General features: G+C 64.9%; 12 protein-coding genes. 6 read left to right on the top strand and 6 right to left on the bottom strand.

Features of this window, described 5'->3' with window-relative positions; genetic code table 11:
- Window positions 1-11: 11 nt before the first annotated feature.
- The 4 genes from waaA to ABQJ48_RS14920 all read right to left on the bottom strand — a co-directional run bounded on the left by waaA (window position 12) and on the right by ABQJ48_RS14920 (window position 5,075).
- Entirely contained in the window at window positions 12-1,325 is a 1,314-nt protein-coding gene (gene waaA, locus ABQJ48_RS14935; protein ID WP_367838784.1) for a lipid IV(A) 3-deoxy-D-manno-octulosonic acid transferase, read from the bottom strand.
- A gap of 148 nt (window positions 1,326-1,473) precedes the next feature.
- Entirely contained in the window at window positions 1,474-2,358 is an 885-nt protein-coding gene (locus ABQJ48_RS14930) for a Kdo hydroxylase KdoO (protein ID WP_367838783.1), read from the bottom strand.
- A gap of 46 nt (window positions 2,359-2,404) precedes the next feature.
- A complete protein-coding gene (waaC, locus tag ABQJ48_RS14925; RefSeq protein ID WP_367838782.1) occupies window positions 2,405-3,406 on the bottom strand; it encodes a lipopolysaccharide heptosyltransferase I in 1,002 nt (333 codons plus the stop codon).
- Window positions 3,407-3,680: 274 nt separating this feature from the next.
- On the bottom strand, window positions 3,681-5,075 hold the full coding sequence (locus tag ABQJ48_RS14920; RefSeq protein WP_367838781.1) for a phosphomannomutase/phosphoglucomutase: 1,395 nt from the start codon (window positions 5,073-5,075) through the stop codon (window positions 3,681-3,683).
- Between the two features lie 311 nt (window positions 5,076-5,386).
- On the opposite strand from ABQJ48_RS14920, the gene ABQJ48_RS14915 reads away from it, so the two are divergent.
- Genes ABQJ48_RS14915 through galE form a run of 4 tightly spaced genes read left to right on the top strand, consistent with a single transcriptional unit; the run spans window position 5,387 to window position 9,688 of the window.
- The gene (locus tag ABQJ48_RS14915) at window positions 5,387-6,649 is read left to right on the top strand and encodes a lipopolysaccharide biosynthesis protein (protein ID WP_367838780.1); all 1,263 of its coding nucleotides are present in this window, start codon (window positions 5,387-5,389) and stop codon (window positions 6,647-6,649) included.
- Window positions 6,646-7,464, top strand: coding sequence for a glycosyltransferase (locus ABQJ48_RS14910; RefSeq protein WP_367838779.1), 819 nt, complete (start codon window positions 6,646-6,648; stop codon window positions 7,462-7,464). Before ABQJ48_RS14915 ends, ABQJ48_RS14910 begins: the two co-directional genes overlap by 4 nt.
- Window positions 7,465-7,507: 43 nt before the next feature.
- On the top strand, window positions 7,508-8,656 hold the full coding sequence (locus tag ABQJ48_RS14905) for a glycosyltransferase family 4 protein (protein WP_367838778.1): 1,149 nt from the start codon (window positions 7,508-7,510) through the stop codon (window positions 8,654-8,656).
- A gap of 12 nt (window positions 8,657-8,668) precedes the next feature.
- The gene (galE, locus tag ABQJ48_RS14900; protein WP_367838777.1) at window positions 8,669-9,688 is read left to right on the top strand and encodes a UDP-glucose 4-epimerase GalE; all 1,020 of its coding nucleotides are present in this window, start codon (window positions 8,669-8,671) and stop codon (window positions 9,686-9,688) included.
- A gap of 28 nt (window positions 9,689-9,716) precedes the next feature.
- Here galE and ABQJ48_RS14895 read toward each other — a convergent pair whose 3' ends face one another.
- A complete protein-coding gene (locus ABQJ48_RS14895) occupies window positions 9,717-11,276 on the bottom strand; it encodes a methyl-accepting chemotaxis protein (RefSeq protein WP_367838776.1) in 1,560 nt (519 codons plus the stop codon).
- Window positions 11,277-11,567: 291 nt separating this feature from the next.
- On the opposite strand from ABQJ48_RS14895, the gene ABQJ48_RS14890 reads away from it, so the two are divergent.
- On the top strand, window positions 11,568-12,668 hold the full coding sequence (locus ABQJ48_RS14890) for an MraY family glycosyltransferase (protein ID WP_367838775.1): 1,101 nt from the start codon (window positions 11,568-11,570) through the stop codon (window positions 12,666-12,668).
- An 88-nt stretch (window positions 12,669-12,756) separates the two neighbouring features.
- Complete coding sequence (locus ABQJ48_RS14885; protein WP_367838774.1) at window positions 12,757-13,050, top strand: hypothetical protein; 294 nt, start codon at window positions 12,757-12,759, stop codon at window positions 13,048-13,050.
- Window positions 13,051-13,154: 104 nt separating this feature from the next.
- Here the strand turns inward: ABQJ48_RS14885 and ABQJ48_RS14880 are convergent, their stop codons facing one another.
- Complete coding sequence (locus tag ABQJ48_RS14880) at window positions 13,155-15,035, bottom strand: polysaccharide biosynthesis protein (protein ID WP_367838773.1); 1,881 nt, start codon at window positions 15,033-15,035, stop codon at window positions 13,155-13,157.
- Window positions 15,036-15,040: the final 5 nt, after the last annotated feature.

The following is a 15,040-nucleotide window of genomic DNA, read 5'->3' as shown; positions in this document are numbered from 1 at the left end:
CAGTCACCGCCTCACTCCGGCAACGCCGCCATCACCACATCCACGGTCCGCGCCGTCGCGCCGCGATGGCGCGCGGCGAATGCCGAAGCCGCTCCACTCATCGCCAGACGCCGCGCCTTGTCGCCGAACAGCTCGCGCAATGCGCGCGCCAGATCGGCCGGGTCTTGCACCTGCACCGCCGCACCCGCTGCGACCGCATCCGCGGTGGCCTGCGTAAAGTTGAAAACGTGCGGCCCGATCAGCACCGGCACACCGACCGCGCACGCTTCGATCAGATTCTGTCCGCCGAGCGGCAGCAGACTTCCACCGATGAACGCCAGGTCCGCCGCCGCATAGTAGGCGCCCAACTCGCCCATCGAATCGCCCAGCAGCACGTCGACGCCGGGCGGCAAAGCCGGCACCGCACCGCTCGTGACCGCAGCCGCCGAGGCCAGTTTGGCATCCGGCGCCCACTTCGAGCGCCGTTCCAACCGCAGCCCGGCCTTCTCGACGAGTGCCGCCACTTCGTTGAACCGTTGCGGATGGCGCGGCACCAGGATCAGCAGCGCGTCATCGACGCCGAGCGCCGCGAGCGCCTGCAACACCAACGCCTCTTCGCCTTCGCGCGTGCTCGCCGCCACCCACACCGGCCGCGCGCCGAGCGCCGCGCGCCAGGCATGACCGCGCGCCACCAGTTCCGGCGGCGTGCTCATATCGAACTTCAGATTGCCCAGCACCGCGACATTGCGCGCGCCGAGCGCGCTGAGCCGCTCGGCGTCCGACGGACTTTGCGCGAGCACACGCGAAAAACCGCCGAACACGTCTTTGGCCGCGCCGCCGAACCTGGCCGCGCGCTTATACGAACGCGCCGACATGCGCGCATTGGTCAGCATGAGCGGCACGTCAGCGCGTCGGCATTCGTCGATCAGCGTCGGCCACACTTCGGTCTCCATCACCAGACCGAGCGAGGGCCGCCACGTGCGCAAGAACCGCCGCACCGCATGCGGCATGTCGTACGGCACATAGCTGCGCAGCACGCGGTCGCCGAAAATCTGCGTGCCGGTGGCGCGGCCGCTCGGCGTCATATGGGTCAGCAGAATGCGCGCATCGGGGCGCGCTTTCATCAGGGCGTCGATGAGCGGCTCGGCGGCGCGCGTTTCGCCGACCGACACCGCATGCACCCAGATCAGCGGCGCATTGTCTTCCGGCAAGCGTCCGCGTGAGTAGCCGAAGCGCTCGCCGATATGGGCGCGATAACCGCGCTCCTTGCGCGAGCGGATCAACAGACGCAGCACGGCAAACGGCGCGATGATCCACCACAGCGCGTTATAGAGGGCCCTTAGCATCGGCGATCCACGGTCTGTGCGCGCTGCACGCACGGCGCTCGTTGTGTGCGCTGCGCACACCGCGCTTGGTCCGCATGCAGCGCATTCTTCGCGCGCTCGAGCGCACCGCAGCACGCGCCTCGCCAATCGCCCACGACGTGCGCGGCGCTCAAACCAGCGCCCTGCCCTTCAGGCGCTCGAGAATGCCGAGCGGCGCGCACTCGGGCTGCGCCATCGCCTTGACCGGCAGGAAGAACGTCTGCTCCAGCATGAATTGGCCGGACATCACCGCGTGCGAGGTTTGATCGGAGAAACACACCCATACGCTGCCCGGCGGAAACGGCATGGTCTGCTGCGGGCTCGTCTTCTGGTAATCGAGGTCGGCCTTCATGCCGTCGTGCAGGTTGAGCATCAGATGGTCGTATTCGCTGCGCCGCGACTTGGTGACATGCAGCAGATTGAGCACCCACGCGGAGCCCGGCATCTGCGGCTTGATGCGCGGCAGGAAACGCCGCGCCATGTCCTCGAACGGTTCGCCGACCCGCCACACGCGCGGCGCGCCATGCGGATTGACATTGGCGAACACGCGCAGAATGCGCTCGCCGTAGTTCGGCCGCGACGGGAACGCGTCGACGTGCAGGCGGCTGTCGTCCTTGCGCCATGAGGTTTCGCGCGTTTCCACCTGATGCAGCCGCAAGCTGGTCGGCGCGACGCGCAGCCGGCCGTTGTATTCGGGAAAGAGCCCGTCGACCAGCGTGCGCGCATTGACCTGATAACGCGCGATCAACGCGCGCACCGCGGATTGCGTCACGGCGTCGCCGGCCACGCCGTGCAATGCGCCGCCGTTGGGTTCGAGGCTGATGTTCTTGCGGCTGGGATCGGCGAGCGCGGGATCGAGCAGCGCCTGCTCGCCGCCTTCGATCGCAAAGCGCAGGTTCGGGAAGTACAGCACCTTGCCCCGCTCGACGCCGGCCAGGAGCGTCTCGCGCGGCACGGACAGGTTGCGGGCGTGCCAGTCGGCGTTCGCTACTTCGATGATCTGGGTTTCGTTCATGGTCGCCCTGGAAACGGAGGGTGCGCGAGGCGAAGGCACCGACGGGTTACAGCAGGCCGAAACCGGCCAGTGCCGATTTGACCTGTTGCAGTGTGGGCGGCTGGCCGGCGGAGCCGAGATTGACGACGTTCGGCGACCAGTAGCCGCCAGTGCGCCATGCGGTCGAGAAATTGTACAACTCGACCGTGGGCCGCTTGAGCGCCGCCGCAATGTGCACGAGGCCCGTGTCGACGCCGACCGTGGCCGCCGCGCCATCGAGCAGCCCGACCACCGCGGGCAACGACAGCTTCGGCGGCACGATTGCGGCCGCGCCGAATTCCTTCGCGAGACGCTCGCTGGTCGCGCGCTCGGCGTCACTGCCCCACGGCAGCACGATCGACGCGCCGCGCCGCACCAGCGACTGACCCAGCTCGATCCACGCGGCGTCGGGCCACTGCTTGTCAGCCCGCGACGTGGCGTGCACGAACACCACATACGGCACCGGCAGATTCAGATTGGCCTGCGACAAAGCCAGCGCGGCGCGCCCGGTGTCGATGCCGAAGTCGATGTCGTCGGTGGGATGCGGAGGCGGGTCGTTCAGCGCTGCGGCGACCAGTTGCCGCGTGCGCTCCACCACGTGGGTGCGCGGTTCAATCGGCACGCGCTTGCCGTAGAAAAAGCGCACCGGCCATTCGAAGCCCGCGCCGTCGGTACGGTTCGCGAGGCCGACCAGCGGCCCGCGCGCCATGCTCGCGACCCACGCGGTCTTGATGAGCCCCTGGCAGTCGATCACGAGGTCGTAGTGCTCGGCGGCGAGCGCGCGGCGGAACGCGCCGATCTCGCGCCAGTTCTCGACCGACAGCATGCGCTTGCGCCAGCGCCGCAGCGAGATGGGAATGGCCCGCCGCACGCCGCCGACCAGTTGCACGAGTCCCACGAAGCTTTCTTCGACGAGCCAGTCGATCTGGGCGTTGGGGTGACGGCGTCGGATGTCGGCGATCACCGGCATGTTGTGAACGACGTCGCCCAACGACGACACCCTCACGATCAATATCTTTTGCACGCTCAAGAGTGGGAAAGCCGGCTATCCGGCCCGCAGATGCGTTGAAAGAGCCCCCGACCTGTCGCTTCGCACAGGGCCCCGAGGGGATGAGAAAACACCGGGCGACCCGGCGCTGGCTCACGAAGACGGCAATTCTAGCGCGTCACATGTGAATCACATGAAAACGCGACATGAAAAAACGCGGCGCGGTCATGCAAAACCGCGCCGCGTTCGACAACCGCAGCGATGACAAGCGGGCGAACCGGACAACGCCGCCCGGTCTGCGCCGCCGCTCGAGCCTTTAGAAGGGCAGCTTCGCGTCGGGCTTCTCCGCGAGGATCACGCGGCGGAAGTCTTCCTGGATGCGTCTGAGCGCCGCGTCGTTATCGGCCTCGAAGCGCATCACCACGACGGGCGTGGTGTTCGACGAACGCGCGAGACCGAAGCCGTCCGGGTACTCGACACGCAGGCCGTCGATCTTCACGACGTCGTCCGCGCCGGTGAACTTCGCGTTCTGCTGCAACCGCGCGATCAGTTCGAAGTTCTCGCCTTCTTCGAGCTTCAGTTGCAGCTCGGGCGTGGAGTTGGAATTCGGCAGCGAGTTCAGCAGCTTGCTCGGGTCAGCGACGCGCGTGAGGATTTCGAGCAGACGCGCTCCGGTGTACAGGCCGTCGTCGAAACCGTACCAGCGGTCCTTGAAGAACACGTGGCCGCTCATCTCGCCGGCAAGCGGTGCGCCGGTTTCGCGCAGCTTCGCCTTCACGAGCGAGTGGCCGGTCTTCCACATCAGCGGCTCGCCGCCTTTGTCCTTCACCCACTTCGCGAGATTGCGCGTGCACTTCACGTCGTAAATGATCTGCGCACCCTTGTTGCGCGACAGCACTTCTTCGGCGAACAACATCAGTTGGCGGTCCGGATAGATGATCTGGCCGTCTTTCGTGACGACGCCCAGGCGGTCGCCGTCGCCGTCGAACGCGAAGCCGATTTCCGCATCCGTCTCGTTCAACGCGCGGATCACGTCCTGCAGGTTTTCCGGGTGAGCCGGGTCCGGGTGATGGTTCGGGAAGTTGCCGTCGATCTCGGTGAACAGTTCGACCAGTTCGCAGCCGAGCTTTCTGAACAGCTTCGGCGCGAGGCCGCCGGCAACGCCGTTGCCCGTATCGACGACGATCTTGATCGGACGTGCGAGCTTGATGTCGCTCGCGATGCGATCGAGATACGCGTCGGCGATGTCGTATTCGGTGTAGGTGCCGTTGCCGTCGCTGAAGTTCTCGTCGACGATGCGCTTATGCAGCGCGAGAATCTGCTCGCCGTAAATGGCCGCGCCGCGCAGCACCATCTTGAAGCCGTTGTAGTCAGGCGGATTGTGGCTGCCCGTCACGACGATGCAGGAATCGACACGGCGTTCGCCGCCTTCGAGCTGCAACGGTACGCTGGCCGCGAAGTAGCCGACCGGCGTGGGCACCATGCCGACGTTGACCACATCGACGCCGGCAGCGCGCAGCCCGTCCGACAATGCCTGGACAAGTTCGGGACCGGACAGGCGACCGTCGCGCGCGACCACCACCGCATCGCCACCTTGCGCGCGCACTTCGCTGCCAAACGCACGGCCGATGGAACGCGCCGCATCGGCGTCGAGCGTCTTGCCGATCACGCCGCGAATGTCATATGCCTTGAAAATGGATTGGGAGATCATGTTGGCTCACTTACGTGCAGTGGAAAATTTGACAGGCGCACCGCTGAATATCGGTAAGACTCGCGGTAAAACTAGTATGAGGCCAGTGATAAAACGTAGCGCTAAAACCCTGCGGGGCGTCCTTGCCGGAAGCGGTCCGGTTCCAACTTATAATTGCGTTTTTCCGACCGCCTGAACAACGCCATTCTAATGCTTAGACGCCCTCCGTTCGTAAAGTTGCCGCGGTGGCCGGCCAGGTGGGCAAACGCACGGAACGCCGCCGCGCTATCTGCCTGCATGGACCCCTGGATGGACCGCCGAGCGGTCAACGGATGCTGACGCTCAAGCGCTTCGCCAATCCCGACGTCACGCGCGCTTTTACGAATATCGTCTGGCTCGGGCTCGAAAGACTCACGCAGATCGGCGTGGCGATTGCCATCAGCGGCCTGCTGGCGCGCTACTTCGGGCCGGACGTGTTCGGCAAGTGGCAATACGCGAACACGCTGCTACTGGTGCTCTCGCCGATCACCTGGGTCTGCGGCGCGGAAATCCTCGTACCCACTATCGTCGGCAGACCGGCCGCGCAACTCGGCACCGTGCTCGGCAGCGCGTTTGCGTTGCGCTTCTCGGTGTCGGTGGGCGCGCTGCTGCTCACGTGGCTTGGCATTGCGCTGCACAGGTTCGACCCGCTGGTCGGTGCGATGCTCGCGGGACTCGCGGTGACGATGCTGTTTCGCGAACCGTTCGTCGGCGTGATCAACGCGTGGCTGCAAAGCATGACCTATAGCAAGCCGCAGTTGCTCACCAGTATGAGCACGGCTCTCGTCAAGGCCGGCTGCGTGTATCTGCTGGTGCGTGCGGCGGCGGCGCCCGCGCGCTTCGGCTGGCTGTGGGCGCTCGAATCGGCGGCAATCGGCGCGGTGCTGCTGATCTACTTCATGCGACGCCACGGCGGCCGGCTCGGCTGGCAGGTCGACGGTACGCTGTTCAGGCATTTCGCGAGCGCGGGCACGGTGTTTTGGCTCGGCCTGATCTGTATGTATCTGTTCCTGAAACTCGACCGGCTGATGCTCGAACGCGCTATCTCGTTCGCCGACCTGGGCCGCTATTCCGCCGCACAGCAGTTGAACGAAAACTGGATCACGCTCGCGCTGATGCTCGCGCAGACCATCGCGCCTGCGTTCGTCTACCGCGTGCAGCAAGCCGGGCAACTGCGCCGCAACATGTGGCGGCTCACTGCGATGACCGCCGCGCTGATGGTGGGCGGCGCATGCGTGCTGGACCTGCTCGCGGGCTTCATTATTCGCCGTGTGTTCGGGCCGGACTTCGAAGGCGCAATCGGAATCTTCCGCTGGGCCGTGTGGCTGTCCCTGCCGGCCGGCATCGAAGCGATCGGCAATCTGATCGTGCTGAAGTATCAGGCCAAGTTCGTGTTGCTGTGCAAATGGCTGCTGGCGCTGGCCATCGCATTCGCGGTCAATCTGCTGGCGATTCCGCGGCTCGGCGCGTATGGCGCGCTGGTGGGTCTCGCGGCCGGCTATCTGGCGGCGGCGTCGATCAATCTTTGTTACATCCGCTTCAAATTGCGCCCATGACGAACTCATCCGCCACGCTCGACGACGTCGCCGTCCTGATGCCCGCGTACAACGGCCAGGCCGACGTCGATCTGACGCTCGCGTCGTTCAGCGAAAGCGCGCCGGTCCATGTGCTGATCGTCGATGACGGCAGCACGCCGCCGATCGTCGCGCCGAGGCTCGCCAATCTGCGCATCGACGTGTTGCGCATGCCGCGCAACGGCGGCATCGAGCGCGCGTTGCAAGCGGGCATCGACGCGCTCGCGCAGCGCGGCTTTCGCTACGCCGCGCGTATCGACGCGGGCGACCGTAGCGTGCCGCACCGGCTCGCGAGGCAACGCGCGTTCATGGAGTCGCATCCGCAGGTGGCAGGCCTAGGCATGTGGACGCAGGTGGTCACGCGCGCGGGCGAGCCGCTCTTCATGCTGACGCCGCCCGCCGAGCCGGCCCTGATCCGGCGCATGCGCTTTTTCCGCTCGTGTCTCGCGCATCCTTCGATGATGCTGCGCATCGACGCCGTGCGCGCCGTGGGCAACTATCGCGCGGCCTACCGCTCGGCCGAAGACCTGGATCTGTTCGTGCGCCTGATGGAGCGCTATGACTGCGCGAATCTGCCGGAGCTCGGTCTCTACTACGAGCTGAACGAAGACGGCATCAGCGCGACCAAACGGCGCCGTCAGGTGAGTTCGACGCTGCGGCTGCAATTGCGCTACTTCAATCCCGCCAATCCATACGACTGGCTGGGACTCGCCAAGAATCTGCTGCACCTGGTGACGCCGTACCACGCGCTGCAGCGGGTCAAACGCGCGCTGCTCGCGCCGCGTGCGAGTCACTGACTGAGCCATGCCCCGCTCCACTCAACGCCACGCCCGCTCCCGCATGAAACCTGCCCTGAAGTCGACGCCCGCGCTGCGTATCACCCTCGTCTGCAATACTGCCTGGGCCATCTATACCTATCGGCAAGGGCTGATCCGGATGCTGGTCGGACGCGGCGTCGACGTGACGGTGCTCGCACCGCGCGACCGGACTTTCGCGCTATTGACTGCGATGGGCTGCCGTTGCATCGAACTGCCAATCGCCTCGAAAAGCACCAATCCGCGCGACGATCTGCGCACGCTCGCAGCGCTCTACCGGCAATACCGAAGCATCCGTCCGCACGTGGTGTTCCACTACACGGTCAAGCCGAACATCTACGGCTCCATCGCCGCGAAGCTTGCGGGCGTGCAGTCGGTGGCGATCACGACCGGTCTGGGCTATGTGTTCATCCAGCACAGCCGCGCCGCCCAGGTGGCGAAAAGGCTGTATCGTTTCGCGTTCCGTTTCCCGCGTGAAGTCTGGTTTCTGAATCGCGACGATCAGGCCGCGTTCGTCGAGCAAAAGCTGCTGGCGCATCCCGAGCGTGCCCGGCTCTTGCACGGCGAAGGCGTCGATCTCGAACAGTTCGCGTTGACGCCGTTGCCGGAGCGGCCTGATTTCAGGTTCGTGCTGATCGGGCGGCTGCTGTGGGACAAGGGCGTCGGTGAATATGTGCAAGCGGCGCGCAGCTTGCGCGAACGTTATCCGCGCGCGCGGTTCCAACTGCTCGGTCCGGTGGGCGTCGACAATCCGAGCGCGATCACCCGCGAAGAAGTGGCTGCGTGGGAACAGGAAGGCATCATCGAGTATCTTGGCGAGGCGCACGACGTGCGCCCCTTGATCGCCGATGCCGACTGCATCGTATTGCCGTCGTACCGCGAAGGCGTGCCGCGCACCCTGATGGAAGCGTCGGCAATGGGCCGGCCGATCGTCGCGACGGACGTGCCGGGTTGCCGCGAAGTGGTGAGCGACGGCATCAACGGCTTGCTGTGCGAAGTGCGCAACGCGGACAGTCTTGCGTCACAACTTGCGCGCATGCTCGACATGAGCCACGCCGAACGCCGCGCGATGGCCGAGCGCGGCCGGCAGAAGGTCGCACGGGAATTCGACGAACGGGTCGTCGTCGAAAACTACAAAGACCTGGTGCAGAAAATCACGGGTGTCTTACTTTAACGGAGCGCTAGCATGACGAAGGGCACGATTCTGGTAACGGGCGGCGCGGGCTTCATCGGTTCGCACACATGTGTCGAACTGCTCAACGGCGGGTTCGACGTCGTGGTAATCGACAACCTCGTGAACAGCAACCGCGAATCGTTGCGGCGCGTGGAAAAAATCACCGGGCGCGCCGTGACCTTCTACGAAAACGATGCCCGCGACGCAGCCGCGCTCAACCGCATTTTCGACGCGCATCCGATCACCGGCGCGATTCACTTCGCCGCGCTCAAGGCAGTGGGCGAATCCGTTGCGAAGCCGATCGAGTACTACGGCAACAACGTCGGCAGCCTGCTGAGCCTGCTCGGCGTGATGCGCGATCGCAACGTGAAGCAGTTCGTGTTCAGTTCCTCGGCAACGGTGTACGGCGTGCCGCAGAGTTCGCCAATCGACGAGTCGTTCCCGCTGTCGGCCACCAATCCGTATGGCCAGTCGAAGCTGATTGCCGAGCAGGTATTGCGCGATCTGCAACTGGCCGATCCGTCATGGCGCATCGCCACGCTGCGCTACTTCAATCCGGTCGGCGCGCACGAGAGCGGGCTGATCGGCGAAGATCCGGCGGGCATTCCGAACAACCTGATGCCGTATGTCGCGCAGGTGGCGGTCGGCAAGCTCGAAAAACTGCGCGTGTTCGGCGGCGACTACGAGACGCCCGACGGCACGGGCGTGCGCGACTACATCCACGTGGTCGATCTGGCGCGCGGACATCTCGCCGCGCTCGATGCGCTCGTCGAGCGCGATGCGAGTTTCGTCGTGAACCTCGGCACGGGCCAGGGTTATAGCGTGCTGGACGTGGTCCGCGCGTTCGAAAAAGCGTCGGGCAAGCCGGTGCCCTATGAGATTGTCGCGCGCCGTCCGGGCGACGTCGGGTCGTGCTTCGCGAATCCGGCCGCGGCGCAGCGCATCATCGGCTGGCGCGCGCAATTCGGCATCGAGCGGATGTGCGCGGACCACTGGCGCTGGCAGTCGAGCAATCCGAACGGCTTCGCATGAGCGGCCGAGGCGCGTTCGAGCGCCTCGTTCAAACCGCCGGCGCATCGAGCTGAAACACCGCCACCGCATCGCGCAGCGCAACGGCATGCTCTTCAAGCGACTTCGCCGCAGCCGCTGCCTGCTGGACGAGTGCCGCATTGTGCTGGGTGACTTCATCGATCTGCGAGACGGCCTTGTTGACCTGCTCGATGCCGTCGCTCTGTTCGAGCGCGGACGCTTCGATCTCCTTCATCACGCCCGTTACGCGCTCCACCGCGCTCATCGCTTCGTGAATCGTCTTCTGCGCATCCGACACGAGCGAAGCGCCTTCCTCGACCTTGGCCGCGGATTCGCCGATCAACTCCTTGATCTCCTTGGCCGCCGCGCCCGAGCGCTGCGCGAGACTGCGCACTTCCGAAGCCACCACCGCGAAGCCGCGTCCCTGCTCGCCGGCGCGCGCCGCCTCGACCGCGGCGTTCAACGCGAGAATATTGGTCTGAAACGCGATCCCCTCGATCATGCCGATGATCTCCGTCACCTTGCGCGAGGACGCGCTGATGCCGTCCATCGTCGTAGTGACGCGCGAGACCACCGTGCCGCCGCGCGTCACCGTGTCGAGCGCGCCATGGGCTAGCCGATTGGCCTGCTTGGCGTTGTCCGCGTTCTGCTTCACCGTCGCCGATAACTGTTCCATGCTCGCGGCGGTCTGCTGCAGCGCGGCCGCCTGCTGCTCGGTGCGCGCGGACAGGTCCGCATTGCCCGAGGCGATTTCGTTCGCGCCCTGCGTGATCGCGCTCGTGCTGGCGCGCACTTTGGCGACCGTGTCGACGAGGCCGTCGCGCATCTTGGTCAGCGCGCCGAGCAACTGACCCATCTCGTTGCGCGAGCGGACTTTGATAGCCACCGTCAGGTCGCCGGCGGCCATGCGCTCGAAGTGCCTGACGGTCGCGTTGACCGGCTTGATGAGCGCCGCCGACAACGCCATGCGGGCCGCCACGCCGATCACGAGCGCGACCGCGCCGATCGCGACGAACAGCAGCGTCGCCAGTTGGAAACGCTGCGCGCCGGTGGCCGCCTGCTGATGCTCGGCGGCCATCTGCGCGTTTTCGAGCGCATCGATCGCCTTCGAATAGGCCGCGTAGAGGCTGTTTGCAGTCTCGCCCTGGATGTTGCGGAAGGTGTTGAAGTCGAACTCGGTGAGCGCCTTGAATTCCGGCTCGATCGCTTTGTCGACCAGCGCGGCGCGCGCCTGCTCGACGCTCTGCGCGAGCCTGCGCTCGTCGTCGCTCGCAAACGGGCCAGCCATGTAGTTGCGGAAATCCTTGCTCGATTCGACCAGCACCTTGTGCGCGGCCGGCAGCAGATCGTCGGTCTGCTTGCCGACGCTAAACAAGGTCTGATAGGTGCCCAACGCCAGCTGCACCTGCAGCAGCTTCTCGGAGCTTGCCTTCAGATGCGACAGCGCCACCGCGCTGCGCTGCGTGTCATCGAGGCTGCCGTTGGCGAGCTTGAGCGCGCCGTAACCGACACCGATCACCGTCAGAAGGAAAACGACGAATACGCTGATCACCAGCGTCAGGCCGCCACGAATCGTGATGTTGTTTAGCATTGGGTCTCCGTAACGTCTTTGCCTACGCGCGGCTAAACAGCTCAGCATGTGCACGCCGCGTTGTCGCGCGTGACCGACACTTCGCCGCATCCAGGTTAACGACCTCGCGCGAGTTCTGCCGAATAGGTGAAATCCATGACCGGCGTTGATTTGCGGGCGTCTCGGACCTCACTATCCAGGATTCGCCGACGACTGCCTCGCAGCGGCAGGGCCACGGCGCGATGCATGCCGCTTTCCGGGCACCGCGGGTTTCGTTTGTATAATTCGGCGTCTTCGCTCAGGCCCACTTTCATGCTTAGTTTTGCGCTCGGCTTTCTCGTTTCACTGCTGATCACGCTGTTGATCGTGCGCTATGCGCATCTGCATGAAAAACTTTCCACCGATACCGATCTGGCCGGCGTGCAGAAATTCCATGTGCGTCCGGTGCCGCGCATCGGCGGGATCGGAATTTTGCTCGGGCTGATCGTGTCGGCCGTGCAACTGCAGCGGGCCTACCCCGCCGTGTCGGGCGGCATTCTCGGGCTGATGGCTTGCGGCATGCCGGCGTTCGGCTCGGGCCTCGTCGAAGATCTGACCAAACGCGTGTCGCCGCTCGCGCGCCTCGTCTGCACGATGGCGGCCGCCGCGCTGGCCTTTTTCGTGCTCGATATCGCGGTCACGCGCATCAGCGTGCCACCGCTCGACTTCCTGCTCTCGTATGCGGTGATCTCGTTCTTCGTCACGGTGCTGGCCGTCGCGGCGCTCGCCAACGCGATCAATATCATCGACGGCTTCAACGGCCTCGCGTCGATGGTCGCATTCATGATGTTCGCCTCGCTCGCTTACGTGGCGTTCCAGGTGCACGATCCGATCGTGCTGTCCGCGTCGTTCATGATGATGGGCGCGGTGCTCGGCTTCTTCATCTGGAATTTCCCGGCGGGTCTGATCTTTCTCGGCGACGGCGGCGCGTACTTCATCGGCTTCATGCTCGCCGAACTGTCGATCATGCTCGTGATGCGCAATCGCGACGTGTCGGCGTGGTATCCGGTGCTGCTCTTCATGTATCCGATTTTCGAAACCTGCTTTTCGATCTACCGGAAGAAGTTCATTCGCGGCATGTCGCCGGGCATTCCCGACGGCGTGCATCTGCACATGCTGGTGTACAAGCGGCTGATGCGCTGGGCGGTCGGCGCGCGCACCGCGCGCGAATTGACGCGGCGCAATTCACTGACCTCGCCGTATTTGTGGCTGCTGTGCCTGATCGCCGTCGTACCGGCGACGCTGTTCTGGCGACATACGCTGCATCTGTTCTGCTTCGTGGTGGTGTTCGCGGCGACCTATGTGTGGCTGTACATGAGCATCGTACGATTCAAGTCGCCGCGGTGGATGGTGGTGAGGAAGACGAAGCGGTAAGCACTGCGCCGCCGCTTAGGCTTCATGAACCGCGGCTGGTGTCGATACCGTTGAAGTTTTTTAAATAACCATAAGGAAAGGGGCCGTCATGAAGTGGCAAGTTCATGTTTTCGCGCTTGGCGTTTTCGCATCCAGCCTGCCCGCGTTCGCGAACATGGTGTCGGACAATCTCGTCTGGGCCGCGAAGCCGGCCGCGGCAGCGGTCGCAGCGCCCGAATGCACGGCTAACGCGGGCCGGCAGGTGAACGAGGCGAGCGATGCGACCGGCGATCCGCTCGCGAAGATGCTGAAAGTTGCTGCAACGCTCGCGGGGGTCGCCGCGTTTTCAGCGGCGACCAAGGCCACGAGCGTGCCCGGGCCGAATCCTTGTCGCAGGTTTTGATGGTCGGCCCCGGGATCATGTGAACCTGTCGTCGGGATGATGCAAAAAAGGCGCCTCGGCGCCTTCTTGCTGACCAGGTGCGACGGGCATGCCGCCCGCCAAACTCAGGAGGCCCGCGTCGCCGGCATCACGCTGCGCAGAGCGGGGGCAGTAGCCGGCTGATATTCGGGCACCCAGCGGCGCAGGTCGCGGCGCACTTCGTCGTCGGGGGGCACGCGGTGCTGCATCAGCCACGGCAGCAGATTGTCGATCAGGCTGTCCGGCACTTCACGCGCGCGCGCGATGCGCAACTTCGCATGCGGCGTACGCGTAGTCGTTTCGTCGTCCGCCAGCAGTTCTTCGTAAAGCTTCTCGCCAGGACGCAAACCGGTGAACACCACGCGAATCTGTTCCTCGGTGAAGCCGTACAGCCGGATCAGATCGTGCGCCAGATCGGCGATGCGCACCGGCTTGCCCATGTCGAGAATGAAGATCTCGCCGCCGTGCCCCATGCTCGACGCTTGCAGCACCAGTTGCGACGCTTCCGGAATCGTCATGAAAAAACGCGTGATTTCCGGGTGCGTGACCGTGACCGGTCCACCGCGCGCGATCTGCTCCTGGAACTTCGGAATCACGCTACCGGCGCTGCCCAACACGTTGCCGAAGCGCACGGTTTCGAACTGCGTGCGCCGTGCGCCCTGCTGCTGCAATGCCGAGCAGGCCATCTCCGCCAGACGCTTGCTCGCGCCCATCACGTTAGTCGGGTTGACGGCCTTGTCGGTGGAAATCAGCACGAAATGGGCGACGTCGTGGCGGATCGCCGCGCGCCCCACGCGATACGTGCCGAGCACGTTGTTGCGCACGGCCTGCCACGTGTTCACTTCTTCCATCAGCGGCACGTGCTTGTAGGCGGCCGCATGAAACACGATGTGCGGACAGTAGCGCCCCAGTACCTGATCGAGCAGCAGCGAATCTTTCACGTCGCCGATGATCGGCACCACCGACACTTCCGGATACTTGTCGCGCAGCTCTTCGTTCAGCCGATAGATGGAGAACTCCGAGATGTCGAACGCGACCAGCTGCACCGGGCCGAAGCGCAGGATCTGCCGGCACAGCTCCGAGCCGATCGAGCCGCCCGCGCCCGTCACCATCACGACGCGGTTCTTCAACAGCGCTTCGACGTGATCCGTGTCGATCGTCACCGGTTCGCGGCCGAGCAGGTCTTCCAGATCGATCTGACGCACTCGCGACAGGAACGCCTGGCCCTGGGTGAGCGGCGTGAGCGCCGGCAGCGTCATCGCCCGCACGCCCGCGCGCACGCACAGCGTGGCGATGCGGCGATGCACTTCGACCGACGCCGACGGCACCGCGATGATCACGTGTTCGACTTTCAGTTCGGCGCAAATTTTCTGCAGATCGCTGATCGCGCCGAGCACGCGGTAGCCGTACATTTCGCGGCCCTGCTTGACCGGATCGTCGTCGAGCAGGCCAGCAAGGCGCCATTCGCCCGAGCGCTTGAGCTCGCGCACCAGGTTCGCTCCGGCGTTGCCCGCGCCCAGCACCAGCACCGGCTTGCCTTGTCCGACCAGACCGCCGTAGCGATAGAACTCCTTGGCCGCGCGGTAGAGCGCGCGCGAGCCACCCATGGCGAGGAACAGCAGCATCGGCGAGACGATCAGCACGGAGCGCGGCACCACGGGCGCGGGCTGCAACAGCGCCGAGCCGATCACGACGACCAGCGCGCCGACGCCGATCGCTTTCGCGATGCGCACGAGGTCGGGCAAGCTCGCGAACACCCACATGCCGCGATAGAGGCCGTAGCTGCGGAACATCACCGCGTAGCTCAGCAGCACCCACACGAGCGCATGCATTCCGCTCGCCCAGAACGGAGCAGGCACCGGACCGTTGAAACGGATCACGTATGCCAGCATCCAGGCCAGAGCCACCGCGCATAGATCGAACGCAAACGCACTGAACGAAAGCCAACGGGCTTTGAAACTTTTCATTGCGT

The organism is Paraburkholderia suaedae, from assembly GCF_040812055.1.
In the GTDB taxonomy this organism is placed as follows: Bacteria; Pseudomonadota; Gammaproteobacteria; order Burkholderiales; family Burkholderiaceae; genus Paraburkholderia.
The sequence above is the reverse complement of the archived record's forward strand: the minus strand, read 5'-3'. Positions and strand labels throughout refer to the sequence as shown.